The sequence below is a fragment of the Anseongella ginsenosidimutans genome, assembly GCF_008033235.1.
Taxonomy (GTDB): Bacteria; Bacteroidota; Bacteroidia; order Sphingobacteriales; family Sphingobacteriaceae; genus Anseongella; species Anseongella ginsenosidimutans.
On record NZ_CP042432.1, the window covers coordinates 3,305,763 to 3,322,960 of the forward strand.

The 17,198-nt window shown below is 52.8% G+C and carries 10 protein-coding genes; 4 read left to right on the forward strand and 6 right to left on the reverse strand.

Annotated features, from left to right (window positions below; genetic code table 11):
• Positions 1-27 precede the first annotated feature (27 nt).
• Entirely contained in the window at positions 28-2,058 is a 2,031-nt protein-coding gene (locus FRZ59_RS13735) for a heparinase II/III domain-containing protein (RefSeq protein WP_207910236.1), read from the forward strand.
• A 131-nt stretch (positions 2,059-2,189) separates the two neighbouring features.
• Here FRZ59_RS13735 and recR read toward each other — a convergent pair whose 3' ends face one another.
• A complete protein-coding gene (gene recR, locus FRZ59_RS13740) occupies positions 2,190-2,801 on the reverse strand; it encodes a recombination mediator RecR (protein ID WP_132128403.1) in 612 nt (203 codons plus the stop codon).
• Positions 2,802-2,874: 73 nt separating this feature from the next.
• Here recR and FRZ59_RS13745 point away from each other — a divergent pair, with 73 nt between their 5' ends.
• Genes FRZ59_RS13745 through FRZ59_RS13755 form a run of 3 tightly spaced genes read left to right on the forward strand, consistent with a single transcriptional unit; the run spans position 2,875 to position 5,872 of the window.
• The gene (locus tag FRZ59_RS13745; RefSeq protein WP_132128404.1) at positions 2,875-4,362 is read left to right on the forward strand and encodes a sodium:solute symporter; all 1,488 of its coding nucleotides are present in this window, start codon (positions 2,875-2,877) and stop codon (positions 4,360-4,362) included.
• Complete coding sequence (locus tag FRZ59_RS13750; protein WP_132128405.1) at positions 4,363-5,070, forward strand: LOG family protein; 708 nt, start codon at positions 4,363-4,365, stop codon at positions 5,068-5,070.
• Positions 5,071-5,074: 4 nt separating this feature from the next.
• Complete coding sequence (locus FRZ59_RS13755; RefSeq protein ID WP_132128406.1) at positions 5,075-5,872, forward strand: hypothetical protein; 798 nt, start codon at positions 5,075-5,077, stop codon at positions 5,870-5,872.
• A 53-nt stretch (positions 5,873-5,925) separates the two neighbouring features.
• On the opposite strand, the gene FRZ59_RS13760 is transcribed toward FRZ59_RS13755, so the two are convergent.
• The 5 genes from FRZ59_RS13760 to FRZ59_RS13780 form a co-directional block, all read right to left on the reverse strand.
• Positions 5,926-7,131 (reverse strand): dipeptidase, encoded by a 1,206-nt coding sequence (locus tag FRZ59_RS13760; RefSeq protein WP_132128407.1) that lies wholly within the window; start codon positions 7,129-7,131, stop codon positions 5,926-5,928.
• A gap of 2 nt (positions 7,132-7,133) precedes the next feature.
• On the reverse strand, positions 7,134-8,555 hold the full coding sequence (locus FRZ59_RS13765) for a Gfo/Idh/MocA family protein (RefSeq protein WP_132128408.1): 1,422 nt from the start codon (positions 8,553-8,555) through the stop codon (positions 7,134-7,136).
• 90 nt (positions 8,556-8,645) lie between these two features.
• A complete protein-coding gene (locus tag FRZ59_RS13770; RefSeq protein WP_225975067.1) occupies positions 8,646-11,126 on the reverse strand; it encodes a penicillin-binding protein 1C in 2,481 nt (826 codons plus the stop codon).
• Positions 11,126-16,705: an alpha-2-macroglobulin family protein gene (locus FRZ59_RS13775; RefSeq protein ID WP_132128409.1), complete on the reverse strand. Its 5,580-nt coding sequence runs from the start codon at positions 16,703-16,705 to the stop codon at positions 11,126-11,128. Before FRZ59_RS13775 ends, FRZ59_RS13770 begins: the two co-directional genes overlap by 1 nt.
• Before the next feature lie 75 nt (positions 16,706-16,780).
• Positions 16,781-17,185 carry a hypothetical protein gene (locus FRZ59_RS13780; RefSeq protein ID WP_132128410.1) on the reverse strand — a complete coding sequence of 135 codons (405 nt, stop codon included), beginning with the start codon at positions 17,183-17,185 and terminating at the stop codon, positions 16,781-16,783.
• Positions 17,186-17,198: the final 13 nt, after the last annotated feature.

The window sequence follows — 17,198 nt, forward strand, 5'->3', positions numbered from 1 at the left end:
TTGATAAACAAGGAAATTTGAAACAATATGAAAAAGGCAAATAATCTTTTCCGGCTAAGGAAATGGCTGATACTGATCCTCTTGCTGCCGGCCGGAACGGCCCCGCTTGCGGCAGCTTCGGAAGCAGCCGGGCCCGGGGCTATGCCCCCGGCTGCGGCAGCGACATCCCCGGCTTTGGCAGCACCGGCCGGGACAGCAGGACGGCCGGAAGCAACGGCCCCGACTGCTGCGGCAAAAATAGTGACAGAAATAAAAACGCCGGCGACTGATTCCCTTAGCCTGGAAAACCCCGTCACGGCGGACTACCTGCAGAAACACCTGCGCAAAAGTTCCCCGCGCCTGCTGCTAAGCCCTGAACTGGAAGCCCGTTTAAAAAGCAAGCTCGAAATCGACCCGGTGGTGCAGAACATGTACCAGGCCATTAAACTGAATGCTGCCGGAATACTCACGGAGCCTTTGCTTGAAAGGATCGTGACGGGCAGAAGGCTGCTGTCCGTATCACGGGAAATGCTGTACAGGATGAACATTCTTTGCATGGTCTACCGCATGGAAGAAGATCCTGCCGTACTTACCCGGATCAATGAGGAACTGAACGCGGTATCCAATTTCAGCGACTGGAACCCTTCCCATTACCTGGATGTCGCAGAAATGTCCATGGCCGTGGCCCTGGCCGTAGATTGGGCGGGAGCGTCACTTCCTGACAGCACGGTAACGCTGGCGAAGAAAGCGCTGATCGAAAAGGGCATCAAACCCAGTTATAATAAAAAAGGAAATACCGGCTGGATAAACGGGGACAATAACTGGAACCAGGTATGCAATGCCGGCATGATCGCCGCTTCCCTCGTGATTGCGGACCAGGATCCCGTGCTGGCAGCGAAAACCATCAGCAGGGCGCTGGAAGGCATTCCTCATGCCCTGGAAGCATACGGGCCTGACGGCGTGTACCCGGAGGGCTCCACTTACTGGAGTTATGGCACCAGCTTTTCGGTCCTTACCGCTTCTATACTGGAAAGCGCGTTCGGAACCGATTTTGGGCTGTCCGCCTATCCCGCCTTCATGGAAAGCGCCGACTTCCGCCTGCTAAGCGTTGCTCCGTCAGGCTGGTACTATAATTTTTCAGACTGCGGTGATGAAAGGAGTGAAAACGGCGACCTGGTTCTGGCCTGGTTTGCCGCTAAAACCGGAAATAAAATTTACTTTGAAAAAGAACGCTTCCTTCAAAAGCCGGAAGAAATGGAAAAACTATCCAGGCACGCGGGGGCCGGCCTGGTGTGGCTGGCCGCTTTTGAAAGCAGGGATGAAACCGCTCTTCCCCTGGTGTGGAAGGGAGAAGGGCCCAACCCCGTTGTCATTTTCAGGGGCGGCCCGGAAGATCCGGGGAATTATTACCTGGGAGCGAAAGGCGGGCGGGGAACCAACAATCACGGGAATATGGATGCCGGTTCCTTTGTATTTGAACTGGATGGCGTGCGATGGGCCATTGACCCGGGAAACCAGGCTTATCATGAGCTGGAAAAAACAGGGTTTAACCTTTGGGGAAGCTGCCAGGATTGCGAGCGATGGACACTGCTCACAAAAAACAATTTCGGGCACAGTACCCTGACGGTGAACAACGCTCTGCACGCCGTGGATGGGCATGCCGGCCTGGCAGACTTTAAGAACGGCGAAAGACCTGAAGCGGCCTTTGATCTCACAGCTGCTTTCGGAGATCACCTGCAAAGCGCCGTCAGGCGCTTCACCAAAGAGAACGATCATTCGCTTTTAATTGAAGACACCATTGAAATAACCGACTCTACGAAGCTGGTAACATGGCAATTAATAACTACTTCGGATGTAGAGATCACCAGGCGGGGAGCCATTCTTAGCCAGGATGGAAAGCAGCTGAGGCTGGAAAATCTTTCCCACCCGGACATTCCCGTTTCGGTGATTTCACTCGATCCTCCACCGCTTGAACTTGACAGAAAGATCAAGGGCCTGAAGCGGCTCGAGATCAGGCTTCCCGCAGAGGCATTCACCAACGGCGCCGGAACCATTAGGGTACGGCTGAGCCGGAATTAAATTTAAGCGGCGGATTTGCCACCGTTGCATCGCCGCGGGCAACATCATTGCGGGTTGCCATGGCACTATGCCGGGGGCCGCGGCGGCCGGAACCTCTGACGATGGGCTTGGGGCGGACCGGGCGGGTCGCGTCAGGCTTCGCCCTTATAAGGCACCCGGGTTTGAATGGAACGCCCAAGGGTTACCTCATCCGCATATTCTATTTCTCCTCCGAAGGCGATGCCCCGGGCGATGCTGGAGAGGAGGACGGGGATATCTTTGAGTTTTTTATACAGGTAGAATACGGTGGTGTCTCCCTCCATGGTGGCGCTGAGTGCAAGAATGATCTCTTTGGCTTCGCCTTTTCCCGCGCGTTCCAGCAGTTTGCCAATATGCAGATCGGAAGGCCCGATGCCGTCCATCGGCGAGATCAATCCGCCCAGCACGTGGTACAGGCCCTTGTATTGCCGGGTATTCTCAATGGCCATCACATCCCGGCTGTCTTCCACCACGCAAATAAGGCTCCGGTCACGTTTGGGCGCCGTACAAATGCTGCAGAGAGGCGCATCGGAAATATTTCCGCATTCGCTGCAGAAGTTGACTTCCTTTTTTAGCTTCAAAAGAGCGCCGGCAAACCTTTCCACTTCCTGTTCGGGGCGGTTAAGCAGGAAAAGCACCATTCGCAACGCCGTTTTTTCTCCTATTCCAGGCAGCCTGGCAACCTCCGCCACGGCCTCTTCCAATAGTTTGGACGAAAAGTTCATATACTTGCAAAGAAACTGTTTTGATTTTTATTTGTGTGAAATTATTTTCATCTTAACCTGCAAATTAACCTGGATGTCACCAATTTTTATTATCTCCTGCATTGTCGCGTATTTCGGACTTTTGCTGCTTATAGCCTGGATTACCGGCAAAAACGCGGATGATGACGCATATTTCCGGGGAAACAAGGCCTCGCCCTGGATTGCGGTGGCGTTCGGTATGCTGGCTGACTCGCTTTCAGGAGTTACCTATATTTCCGTGCCGGGAGCCGTCGGCTCCGCGCAGTTTTCCTACCTGCAACTGGTGATCGGTTATATTTTCGGGTATTTTATTATCGGAGCGGTACTGCTTCCGCTTTACTATAAAATGAACCTGACGTCCATTTACAGTTATCTTCATACCCGCTTTGGCGCCTGGGCGCAAAAAACAGGCGCTTTCTTTTTCCTGCTTTCGCGTACGCTGGGGGCAGCCGCCAGGCTTTACCTGACTGCCAGCGTGATCCAGTTATTTGTTTTTGACGCCCTGGGCATTCCTTTCTGGCTGGCGGTGACCATTATCATCGCACTCATGCTGGTGTACACGTACAAGGGAGGGATAAAAACCCTGGTCTGGACAGATACGCTGCAATCCGGCTTTTTGCTGCTGGCAGTAGTCCTTTCCATTGTAGCCATCAGCAATGAACTTCAGCTGGGCTTTTTCGACCTTGTTAACACGGTGGCGGAAAGCACCTATTCCAAAACCTTTTTCTGGGATCCGAAACCCACCTCTTTCTTCTGGAAGCAATTTCTTGCCGGCGTATTCATCGCCGTGGCCATGACCGGGCTTGACCAGAATATGATGCAAAAAAGCCTGAGCTGCAAACGTCTCTGGGATGCGCAAAAGAATATCTACTCGTATAGCATCGTGATGTTCATCGTGAATTTCTTTTTCCTCTGCCTGGGCGTACTCCTGTACACCTATGCCGTAAAAATGGGCATCAGCATTCCTGAGGTAAGTGACAACCTCTTCCCCACGCTTGCACTGGAACACCTGGGCATGTTTGCAGGGCTGATATTTATAGTGGGCCTTACGGCCGCTACCTTTTCCAGCGCTGATTCTGTCCTGACTACCCTGACCACCTCCTTTTACATAGATTTTCTGAATATGCAGGCAAGGCAGGATTATTCGCAGCAACAAAAAACAAAGATCCGGAAGCGTATTCATTTGGGCTTTGCCGTTGTTTTGCTCCTGGTGATCCTTGTCTTCCGGGTACTGAATGACAATGCGATCATCAATACCGTACTTATTCTGGCAGGCTATACCTACGGCCCACTGCTGGGGCTCTTCTCCTTCGGCCTGTTTGCCAAAAGAAAAGTCATCGACAAATTTGTCCCGGCGATCTGTATCTTTGCGCCCCTGTTATGTTTTATCCTGGATAAGAATTCTGCGGAATGGCTGAACGGGTATGAGATCGGGAACGAACTGATATTATTGAACGGGATACTGACCTACGCGGGATTGATCATTATTTCCAAACGGGGAGAACAGGCGGGTCATAAAACCGCGATAAACACGCAAGCATAAATGAACAGCGAAGAAGCAATACGAAAGGCATTCGGACAAAAGGACTGGCAGAGCATTAAGGTAAATGATTCCTGGCAGATATTTAAAATGATGTCGGAATTTGTGGAAGGATTTGAAAAAATGGCCCGGATTGGCCCCTGCGTATCTATCTTCGGGTCGGCGCGCACGAAACCAGGTCATAAATATTATGAAATGGCTACCGAAATCGCCGGTAAACTTACCAGCCGCGGCTTCGGGATCATTACCGGCGGCGGGCCGGGGATCATGGAAGCGGCCAATAAGGGCGCCCAGATGAACGGCGGTAAATCGGTAGGGCTGAACATCCATCTTCCGCATGAGCAGGATTCCAATCCTTACATCGACAAGGATAAACTCATGAACTACGATTATTTTTTCGTGCGCAAGGTCATGTTCGTCAAGTATTCCCAGGGTTTTATTGTGCTGCCGGGAGGTTTCGGTACCATGGACGAACTATTTGAAGCCATCACCCTTATTCAAACAAGCAAAATTGCAGAGTTTCCCATTATCCTCGTTGGAAAATCATTCTGGAGCGGCCTAATTGACTGGATCAAAGAAGAAGTGCTGGATCGCGAAAATAACGTCGGCCCCCAGGACCTGAACCTGTTCCGGATAGTAGATACGGCGGAAGAAGCCGTTGAACACGTGGTCCGGTTCTACGAGAAATACGTACTGAAACCCAATTTTTAATGGAATGAGAAGTATCGTTTTAAGCCTGGTACTTTTAAGTATTATTCATTTGCGGCCCGCTGCTGCACAGGAAGTTTGCAGCATAGGCCTGGGAGATACGCTTATCCACGTGCTGATCACCGGGGATCAGGAAGGCCCGGTGCATTTCCTGAATCTTCATGACGATGAAAACACGGCGGTAAAAGCAGCCCTGCAAGTGATGGAGGAAAAGGGCGGGCGGCTGGTGGAGCTAAAGCACAGCGGGGAACGCCTGGTAAAATTTCCAACCGGCAACCGCAGTTACCAGTTTGACCCCAACCGCATGTTTACGGCCGAAGGCAGAAAAGCCACCCTGAAGCGTTACGGAAGTACCGGGCTCCAGGCAGAAAAAGCGCTGGCAGGATTTGCCGACAGCCTCCTGCAAGTCTACGATATCGCTAATATCCCTTGCATCATCACCCTTCACAACAATACCGAGGATAACTTTTCCGCCAAATCTTATCTCCCGGGAGCTATTTATGATAAGGAAGCCCGGAAAGTTTACCTGGCGTCCGGAGCGGATGCCGACGATTTCGTCGTGGTAACCAGGAGCCGGTACTACCGCTTTTATAAAAGGAAAGATATAAATGTAGTCCTCCAGAGTAAAAACCCCACAGATGATGGATCCCTTTCCGTGTATGCCGAATGGGAAGGCCTTCCCTATATCAACATAGAAGCGCAGGAAGGCCACCTGGAACAGCAGGTACGGATGATATCGGTCACATATCAGTTATTGCTGGAACCTGCAGGCTTCTTCTCCCGCCTGTTCGGAAACCAGCCATAGTGAGGACGCAGCACTAAGATGGCAATTGATTGTCATGGCTCAATAGAGGGTCGCTAAGGGGATGTATTTGCCCGGAAAACCCGCAGGAAATTTTCTCCAAGTATCTTCCGGATATCTTCGTCAGAGTACCCACGCTCTTTTAATGCGCTGGTGATCTTCGGGTAATCAGACACATCGTCCAGCCCCTCCGGCAGGGAACTGATCCCGTCAAAATCCGATCCCAGGCCTACGTGATCAACGCCTGCCAGGCGCGCGATATAATCAATATGGTCAATAAGCAGCGAAAACGGGGCGCGCAGCGCTTCCGCCTCGGAAGGGTGCATTTCCAGAATTGCCGAACCAATAGCATAATCGGAAGAAAGGGATTGCCGGAGTGAATCGGCCTCCCCGGGATATTTTCTTACCAGGGCTTTTACTTTTCGATTATAGGAAGGGTCGATATAAGCCGAATAAAAATTCACGCAGATGAGGCCTCCGTTCCGGGCTACCGCCTTGATCTGTTCATCTTTCAGGTTCCGGTAATGGGGACACAGCGCATATACGGAACTATGGGAAAGGATCACCGGCCGCTCAACGATCTTCATGGCGTCCCAAAAAGTAGAATCGCCGGTGTGAGAAAGGTCCACCATTATGCCCAGTTCGTTCATGCGTCTTACCACTTCTTCTCCGAATTCGCTTAATCCTCTGACTGTCAGATTTTCAGGGTGAAGCACTTCATCCTGTGCTGAACTTGCCCAGGAAGTGCTGTTGTTCCAGGTAAGCGTCAGGTAACGTGCGCCGCGGGCATACAAGCTGTCCAGGCAGGCTAAGTTCTCATTGATCATATGCCCTCCTTCCACCCCGATAATTGCCGCCAGCTTTTTCTGTTCTACTACGCGCCTCAGCTCCTCATAGCTGGTCACCAGTTCCATGCGTGCCGCGTTCCGCGCGATTGTTTTCTCCAGGACATCTATTTCAGCATTCGCCCGCTCAAACCCGCCTTCGGAAGTATATTTATCACCGCACCATACCGAAAAAACCTGGACGTCTACGCCGCCCGCCGCAAAGCGGCCCAGGTCTGAATGCGCTTTTCCGCGAAGGTCATCTTCCAGTTTCAATCCCCGCATCAGGGAAGAGGAAAGGACGTCGTTATGCCCGTCGGCCAGGATGGCTTCATAATGAAGGCCCTGCTTCTCTGCCCCGCGTGCCGACTGAGCCATAGCGCCGTAAGGAAGAGCCGCCAGGGCCACCGCACATCCTAACAATGAAGCAGGTTTCATATTCAGGCTTTTACCTTAGTGGTGCCACCGCCTTCCAGCGAAAGGTCTACCGGTTTATTCGTTTTCCACGAGCCCGCCGTAAAGTCCGGAACGTCAACGGAATTGGAACGATTGGCTACCGACCATTCGCTTAGCGGAGTGATCGCACTCCAGAGCGCGCCGTCATATACATCCTGGTCAAGCGGCAGGCCGTTGCGCAGGCAATCGATCAGCCGCCAGTCCATCATAAAGTCCATTCCTCCATGCCCGCCGATCTTTTTAGCCATCTCGCCTACTTTTTTTACGATCTCCGGCGTGTATTGCTCTTCCAGCTTTTTGAATTCATCCTCCGAAATCCATTCGTGTTGCAGTGCGATCTTTGCCGGCGAAGGCCATTTGCGGGCCACGCCCTTGGTTCCGCTTACCAGGTGGATCCTTGAGTACGGGCGGGGCGAGGTCACATCATGCTGGATCATGATACTGCGGCCGTTTTTGGTACGAACGCTGGTGGTATTCATATTTCCCCGGAAACGCTTATTGGCGTAGGTGGCAAAAAAGTCATCTTCCTCCGCCAGTTCGCGGGCCTTTTCAGCCATATGAAAATCATTGCTTGAAAGGGATACCAGGTAATCCATCTGGTCTCCCCGGTTGATGTTCATCACCTGGCAGATGGGCCCAAGGCCATGTGTAGGATAAAGATTCCCGTTCCGGAAGTTCTCTTTCAGCCGCCACATGTCGTAATACCCTTCCTTGCTAAAATTCAGGTCCAGCAGGTTGTGGATATAGGCCCCTTCCCCATGAATGATCTCCCCGAAAAAGCCCTGCCGGGCCATGTTCAGGGTCATCAGCTCAAAGAAATCATAACAGCAGTTCTCCATCATCACGCAATGCTTTTTAGTGCGTTCCGATGTTTCTACCAACTGCCAGCATTCCTCCAGGGTAGTGGCTATGGGCACTTCGCTTACCGCATGCTTGTCGTTTTCCATCGCGTAAACGGCCATGGGTGTATGCCAGTCCCAGGGGGTAACAATATAAACCAGGTCGATATCTTCCCGTTCGCAGATCTCCTTCCAGGCAAAAGTACTTCCTGAATAGGTGTCCGGGTTATGATCAGTGCCCTCCAGCGACTTTTTTACCTTTTCCACCCGGTCGGGGCGAATATCACATAAGGCCTTGATTTCCACGCCCTCGATATGACTCATCCTGTTCACTGCGCCCGGCCCTCGCTGGCCAAGCCCTATAAAACCTATGCGTACGGTTTCCAGCTTCGGGGCTGCATAACCGCTCATATTGAACCGCTGCTGCCGCTGGCTTCGCGCAATTTGTTGCTGGATGGTCTCGGCGCCGCCGGCACCCGCCTTCGCCAGTCCAGGTAAACCCGCTCCTGCCAGGCCCAGGCCGGCCAGCCCGCTTATTTTTAAGAAATCTCTTCTGTTATTGCTCATTCGGATTAGATTATTTGTTTTTTTTGTAAGAAGGAGCAAAATAAGAAAAACTTAAATTAAGTCAAACATAACTTTACCCCCTGACGCGTATCATTTGTCGAGTATTTCAAATCTGCCCGAAAGCCTTTCCCCCTCTTCGTCCACCAGCGTAATGGTATGAGCCCCCGCGGATGGGCTCAGGGCTATTTCATGAAGTCCGGAAGTAACACCAAGGTATTCCCCGTCCAGGTGCCAGTATATTTTTGCCGCCGGCCGCCGGTGCGCTACGCTGAAGACAGTTTCCCCCCGTTTTCCGTTTAATTCAACGGGGATATAGATCTTTGTCCCCGGTGACGGATAGATAAATGCCATCGCTTCGCTGTTCCCGGTATGCGGACTGCAGCCCTCCGCATATGGCGGTAAAGGGCGATAATCCTGGTTACGGTCCTTATAATACCATTCCATTGCCGGCGGAAGCACAAACCAGGATTGGTGCATCATCGCCGAAGGAAGCATGCAGTCACCGGTCACCCTCTGCGTACCAGAGGCGTCCAGGTGTATTAATTGATGATAAGGGCAAGGCCCTGTACGAAGCCCGGCTTTTGGAACATAGCTGCTGTCTGCGCCGGTACAAAGATCGGTGGCCCGGTATCCGCTCCGGGCGCAAACCGGAATCCGCGCCAGCTTATCGTAAGGGACCTGGAACCAGGAAGCAGCCGGTAGCAGCCGGAAGATATCAAATAGAACAGGGGCAGCTGCGGTAATGCCTGTAAGGCCGGCTCTGCCTTCGCCGTCGGCGTTTCCCGCCCAAACGGCCACCACATAGCGGGGCGTGATCCCGATCGCCCAGCCGTCCCGGAAACCGAAGCTGGTCCCGGTCTTCCATGCCACCTGCTGCGTGGAAGTAAACTGCCTCCAGAGCATCTCTTCACCGGGACGAACCACTTCTTCCATTGCGCGGAACGAAAACCAAATGCCGGCGGCATCCAGCAGTCCGTCTTTTTCAAGGCGCTTGTCTGTTTTACCGGACCCGTCCTCTTCCTTGGAAAGCCCGTCCTTAGAAAGCCCGTCCTCCCCTTGCGGCCCGGCCCGATAGCGGGGCGCATGAAAGTCTGCCGGATCGTATCTTCCGCTGTAATCGTACTGGTGATTCAGCACCCGGGCCATACTGGCGTAAATGCCCGCCAGGTCCCACATGCTTACCTCACCTCCTCCCAGGATAAGCGATAGCCCGTAATGGCCCGGCGGCCTGTCAAGAGTCGTGAGGCCCATCCTTTTCAGAAGGGAATGAAATCTTTCATAGCGGTATTCCTGCAGCATCTTTACCGCGGGAATATTCAGAGAGCGGGAAAGGGCCCGCCCGGCGGGAACGGCGCCGCTGTATTCCAGATCGAAATTATGGGGGGTGAACCCCGCAATCCGCGTGGGTATATCGGCCACGAGAGTATTCGGCAACAACATACCTTCGGAAAGCATGGCCGCATACAAAACAGGCTTCAGGGTACTTCCCGGACTCCGCGGAGCCGGAATCACATCCACGTAGGATTCCACTTCCGGATCCTCCGGCGCATACACATTCCCTACATAAGCCAGCGCTGCTCCTGTTTCCACTTCCAGCACCAGAGCTGCGGCATTATTAACGCCATTTGCTTTCAATCGCCGGTGATGCAGCCCAATAATGTCATTTACCTTTTCCTGGAGCGAAGCGCTCAGGGTCGTGCGGGCCCGGGTAGTTAAAGCACTTACCGGGTCTCCGGAATTCTTCCCGGCGGCAGCTACATGCTCCTTATAAAAGCGGGTAAGTAAATGAGGGGCGCGCTGCGGAAGATCTAACGGCTCGCCCGGCAGCGGTTCCTGCATGGCCAGCTTGCCGGTGAGCGGATCTATTACGCCCTCCCTGCTTAATTTCTCAAGCAGCCTGTTTCTTTTAAGCAGCAATGCCCTGCTGTTCTTGCCGGGATAAACAAGGGAAGGGCTATTCGGCAACACAGCCAGGGCAGCGGTTTCGCCCCAGGATAGCTGCTCCGGGCTGCGCCCGAAATAACGCCAGGAAGCGGCTTCCAATCCAACTACATTGCCCCCGAACGGCGCGTTCCTGGCATACAGCGCAAGCACTTCTTCCTTCGAATAGGTTAATTCCAGCCTGATCGCCAGCATGATCTCCAGGCATTTTTGCCAGATGGTCCGTGGCTTGTTCCTGGACAGGCGAATGACCTGCATGCTCAGGGTACTTCCCCCGCTCACAATGCTGCCCGCTTTTATATTTTGAAAGAAGGCCCTGCCGAGCGCCAAAATATCGAAACCCGGATGGCTGTAAAAACGCTTATCCTCGAAGGCAATGATCGCTTTGCTGAATTTTTCGGGTACATCAGCGCCGGGCGGAAACCTCCATTGACCGTCCCGGGCAACGCGCGCACCCAGGAGTACCCCTTCCCTGCTTTCAATCAGGTAGGAAGTGGGTGTGCGGAAAAGCGGGTCTGGCAGGGAAAACCAGAAAAGCAGTAAAAAGCTAAAATAGACAGCTCCGCTCAGCAGCCATTCTTTCCTGAGGCCGCAAACCCTGAGCTGAATTACCTGCCATATTCTCAACACTAATTACTCTCCAGAGGATTATATATTTCTACCCACCTGCCTGCCGTACGGGCGCTGATACCGGCATCATACATCGCCTCGCAATAGACCGGCGGCTGATAAAACCTTCCGGGATAAGCCGCGTTCAGCATGACATGGTAAGTGACCGAACGCTTTTCAGGCAGGTCGAAATAAGTATATACGCGGTCGTCCCGGATATCCTGGTATGTAAAAGACGAGGAAAGCGAGAGATTGTCATCACCCGAAAGACGTGTGTTAATGATCTCCCAGCCAGAAGGAAATACCTGCGACAGGGCCATCTCCTGGTAATCCCCGTTCCCCCCCGGATTGTTCAGGGTAACCTCCGCCATAAAGTCGGTGCCCTGCGCCATGCGGGCGGGATTAACCGGCTTTCCGTCAAGGCTTTTATATTTTACCGTCATACCCAGCAGGCCGCTTGCTTTTGCCGGCGGTGGATTTTCTCCGGGCGCCGGCTGGCCACTGAGGACCCATCGTACAAACAGTACATTTTCCCCGTCATTACGGATCATAGCCTGCTGCTTCCCGTTTTGCAGATTCAAGGGGATTCGGGCCAGGTAGGATGAGGTATTGATCGTGCCTTTATCATTATTGAGCCCATAGGCGGCGAGTAATTTACTTCCTGAGGCGCTCTTGCCGCAATATTCGGCGATGGATATTAATGACCAGGCGGTTGTCTGCGTGCTATACCAGCTTTCGCCGGAAAGCTCTCTGCTAACTTCCCCGAGAAGCTCCTTTGCCTGCTCCCTGCGTCCCATCGTCACCAGTGATTGCAGTATAATGGCTTTATCACGAAGGCTGCTTCCATAGGTTCTTCCGGGCCGCCGGTAAGAAGGGGCCGTGAGGGGAAGATTATCCGCCAGCCGGGAAGCCGCTTCCGCTTGCCCGCCCAGATGATAGGCCGCGGCCAAAAGCCAGCCCGCTACCGGATGGAGGTAGCTGAACTCCCTCAAGCGATTCATCGCGCCCATTTCCGGAGCCCCTGCAGCAGCGAGCAGGTAAAGCCGGTAGGCCTGCAGCAGGTCTCCTCCCTGGAAGTTATACGCTCCGGGCGACCAGGCCGCCGCTTTATTGCGTTGGTATTTGACCCATTGATCAAGGAAGCCAGGAGGCAAACTATACCCTCTTTCCCGGGCTTCCAGCAGGAAATGGCCGGCATAACTGGTCCCCCATTCATCGGATTCCTTGGCTCCCGGCCAGTAAGCCAATCCGCCGTCAGTGCGCTGAAACCCTTTCAGGCGCTGGATGCCGGCCTTTACGTTTCGCGCAATGGCCGCCTTTTCCTGCTCCCCGGGATCGCTTAATTGTTCCAGCACCAATTGCGGGAATACCGATGAGGTCACCTGCTCCAGACAGCCGTGGGGATAGCGGACCAGGTAATCCAGGTGTTTAGCCAGCTGAAGGGCGGGAATGGCCGATACCTCCAGATAACCTTCCCTGCTCCCGGCGGTTCCTACGGGCAGGAAGTTAGTTTCCCAAGTTTTTCCAGGCGCCACTTCTTGTTCTATTATATTAGTAACTACCGGGTTGGGATTCCTTATATCAAGTTCTACTTCATAATTTGCCTTTTGATTTCCGCTGCTGGCAGTGATGCTCACCTTGCCTATGCCGGCAGCTGAGCCGGCCTCCAGCTCAAAATATACCAGTTGTTCGCCAGGCTCGTTAAAATGTACGGTTTGACTGCTGCTTTCTCCGCCGGCAGGGTGTATCAGCTTATTAGCGGAAAGCCGGAGGGCTATATCCCGTGTTCCGGCGGCGGTAGAAAAAACGGTCACCGGCATCCGTACCTTTTCGCCGGGGGACAATACCCGCGGAAGGGTAGCGAGCAGCATCAGGGGTTTCTTCACAGATACCGCTTTCTCCGCCATTCCATAAGCGCCCTTGTCTCCGGCTACTACCATCACCCGCACGGAGCCGATGTATGGATCCAGCCGGAAAGAATGTGTTTGTTCCTTCCCTTTTTCGAGCCGGAAAGGGCCCATAAATTTTACTACCGGCTTAAAGCGGTTAGCCCGGGCTGCTCCTGCGTCGCGGTTTAGCTCTTCGTCCCCGCCAATACTCAGGATTCGCTCCAGGTCTCCTCCCCACGCGCCTATTACCGCATCAAAAAGATCCCAGGTTTTAACGCCAAGCGCTTCCCGGGCGTAAAAAGCCGCGTGCGGATCCGGTGTGTTAAAACGGGTCAGGTCCAGCAGGCCCTCGTCCACGATGGCAAGCGTATAGGTCATCGCTTTCCCGGAGGCTTCCGAGACGGTTACCGACGCCTGCTCTTCAGGCCGGATGGATGCCGGCATATCAATAGCCGGCTTAAGGATGGTTTCCGGCGCCTCCACAAGGATGGGAATAACCCCGTACATGCGAATGGGCAGATCATTCAGTGTTTGAGAATGTGGCTGCAAAAGGCTGACATTCACATACACATTAGGAGCCATTTCCTTCTCGGCCTTGAATTTGAAAACTGTTTGCCCTTTCTGGGTATCGGTCCAAAAAGTCCTGATCACCTTGCTGCCCGATTCAATACTCACCAGGCAGCGTCCCCCTTCGCTACTGGGAATGGTCAGCACAACCTCCTCGCCTACCTGGAACCGTTCCTTATTTGCCGTAAAGGAAAGCATGGCGGCCTCCGTAGGATGTTCGTCCCGCATGCGTTCATTCCAGCCGGGCCAGTCAATGTACAGCGTTTCGCCTGTAATATGCCCGCTTTCCAGGTCTTTAACACGCAGGAGGTAGCGGCCCCATTCCGGGTATTCCACGCGCAGGTTCCATTTAGCGCGCCCGTTTTGCAGGGTTATTTCCTCTTCCTGAAGCAGCTTATTATAACTGTCCTGCGCAAAGTTACTGAGATCGTCCCCGTTTTCATCCCACCACCAGCGCCATTGAACCTTGTAAAGGCTCACTTTTACTTTCCTGCTGCCGGAAAGAAGCTTCCCTTCCGTATCCAGGTTTACAATATCCACCGGATGGTTTTTTCCGGTTACCAGGAAGCCGGAAAAACTCTCTCCTTCCGGGATTTTTACTCCTACATAGGAGTTGTAGGCATGGTAAGGAAGGGAAACCCGGTCCATACTGAAATTGCCGCCGGGCTCGAATACTTTTACCAGGAAATTAGCCTTCAGTACCCCGGGTGCTGTGTTTCCTACGGTAATCTTCGGGGTAAAGCTTACATGTCCTTTCGCATCCAGTTTCCCCTCAAATATTTTTACCAGTTCCGGGCTGAAGGCTGCTGCCGGGTCATCAAAGCTATAACCATTATACTGCCCGAATGCGGTACCCTGATGTGAGAGATAGGCGTCCACACTTGCTTTCAGATTTTGTGCGGTTCCCCCGAACAGCCAGCGCGAAGACAAATGCACCACCTGCATACCGGCTTTGGAAAGCGATTTATTTTCTCCAAAATCAAGGTCAATTTTCAGCCGGTTGGGCATGATGGTCTCAATCTTCAGCGATTTACTGAACTCGGCGCCGCCCACTTTTACTTTCGCGGTCCAGTTGCCCGTGGGAGCATCCTGTCCCGTCGCAAAAGGAAAGGCATAAAAACCATTGTCCGACTCATTCCTGACCGTGCGAAGGTATAGCTGGCCGCGCGGGTTGAATACTTCAAAGATGACAGGATGCGCCGCCGGGAGCCTTCCGGCCTTATCTTCCAGCATAAACGTGAGAAAGAGAGAATCGCCGGGCCTCCATACGCCTCTCTCGCCGTAAATATAGCCCTTGAGTCCCTGCTGCACCTCTCCGCCGCCTACATCAAAACGGCTCAGGGGAAGGCTGCTCCCGTCATCGAGCTTCAGGTAGCCACGCTGTTCGCCCTTCCTGGCAATCAGGAGAAAGGGTTTTCTGCCTGTTTCAAACCGAGCCAGACCCTCCCCGTCGCTTTTTCCACGCTCCAGCACCTGCTGCTGGTAGTCCAGCAATTCCAGCTCCACGCCTTCCATCGGTTTTGCCGTAAGAATATCCGTAACTGATACCAGTATGGAATTCCCGGCGCCCCGTTTTACGATCAGCCCCAGGTTGGAGGCAATGACATTCTTCGTGGCCCAGCGCCGTTTATTATAATAAGCATCATTGCAGGGATTATCCCGCTCTTTCCAATCGAATCCATAGGGATAATACTGATCGTACCGGCTCCAGAACTGATCGTCTTCGTCGATATTTTCGGAGTACCCGCTTTGCTCTTCCTGCTCCGCAGCGGCTTCCCCCTGGCAGGCATAGAGCGAGTAGGCCCTTCTGAAACCAATGGTAACCGTATAAATGGCCCCCGGCTCTGCATTTACCAGCTCATCTATATCCAGGGAAAAGCGGTTTCTTTTAGCAAGATCAAGGGATTTATCCTTATTCAGCCAAATCGTTTTCTGCGCCACCGGCCTGGCTACTCTTCTGAGGTCATAATTACTTTCCAGGTTATTTTGCTGGAGGAACTGCGGAATATTGTCCTCGTATATTTTAATAATGCTCACGTCTACGGCTTTCAGGTTTACCGCATCAAAGGGCAGCACCAGTTTGCCGGACTGGGGCAGAATGGCTCCTTTTCCCAGGATGCTGACCGAAGGCATCCTGTTCTCAAAAAAAATACTTCCGCTGAAAGCGTTTTCCAGCCGCTGGTCAAGGCTGCTCCTTACACCCTGGTTTATCTGTACCTGGTATTCACCTTCATAGACATCGGGCGCGTATATTTTTAATTCGCTCCCCTCCACGGTATAGCGAAGATCCGAAAGACCAGCTACGGTGACCAGCCCTTCCAGGCTTTGAGCCGAAGAAAGAGGTTGGGAGAACTGAAGCAATACGTATTGGCCGGGATCGTTAACAGCGCGCATGTTAAGCACTTTGAAAACTCCTTTTGCAGGCACGATGACGGTCTTTTCCCCCTCCTGCCCGTTGCCGATAGCCGTCCCGTTCCAGCTGAGGAGAAGCTTTTTTTCAGCGTCTTCCCGCAGGAGGCTGTCAATCGTAAAATGGTATTTTTTTTCTTCGGCGCGGTGCTGCCATTTAATTAGGGGCTTTTTGCCCTCGTAATCAACGGAAAGCAGCTTTTCCACCTGCAGAGGATCCTCAATGTCGGCGGTGGTAATGTATCCGTTATATTCCAGGTATTCCGGGGACGTGCTGCTGCTCACCCTTAAGCCTTCTTCCGCGATGTCGAAGGAAGGTTCGATTACCTGGAATTGAAAGGTGAATTCCTCCAGCTCCTCCGGCACGTCAATAACCGCTGAAAGATCAAAAACCGCCGTATACATGCGTCCGGGCTCCAGGTTCCCGGCCGGCCGGAACTCAATAGTGCCAGGATCCGTCCGGTAAGCCTTGCCTTCAATTCCCGGCTCAAACCGGAACAAAGAAGCAGGCAGCTCCGCACCTTCTTCGTAGAGGGAAGGCACTTCCGAAGCAAGCCGTATTCGAACGGGGCTTTGCCTGGATATGGTTCCGGTCGTATAGGATTCTATATATTTTGCGAACGCAGGATCAACTTCCCGCACGGGTGGCTTGCAGGATGCCAGGATGATCGTTACCAGGAAAAACAAGTAAAAAACAGAGCGTGGCCGGGAAGCAGCATGTATAGTTTCTACCATAGCAGATTTTTAAATTAAACCTAAAATTGGAATAAATTTCAAGAAACGCAAATGGGCATTTGCAGGTAGAAGCAATTAACCAATGATTACGCCCGGCTTATTCAGGAGCGGGACCCGAACAAGATTTTCTTCCACGATGCTTTCCGGGAGAAAAATGAATTTCTTATCGTAAATAGTTCCGTTCTGATAATAGCTGAGCCAATATTCATTGTTCAGGCCAAATACCTGTTCGTCAATCATTTCTACCAGCGCGTATTCATGCGCTTCAATGCGGGGAAAAGCGTGGCGAAGAACAGAAGTCTTTACCTCCTTCCCTTTCTTCATCCCGTATCCCTTCGAGCTGATCATCACCGTTTCAATGGCTTCGTTCTTTAGGTTTAGCAGGTAAACCTTCCAGCTTTTCGCTTCGGCGGAAGCTTCCTCCAGCACCACCGCCATGGCGACATTTCTGACTTCGTTCTTGGGAAGGTGTGCTAACATACCCGTGTACAGG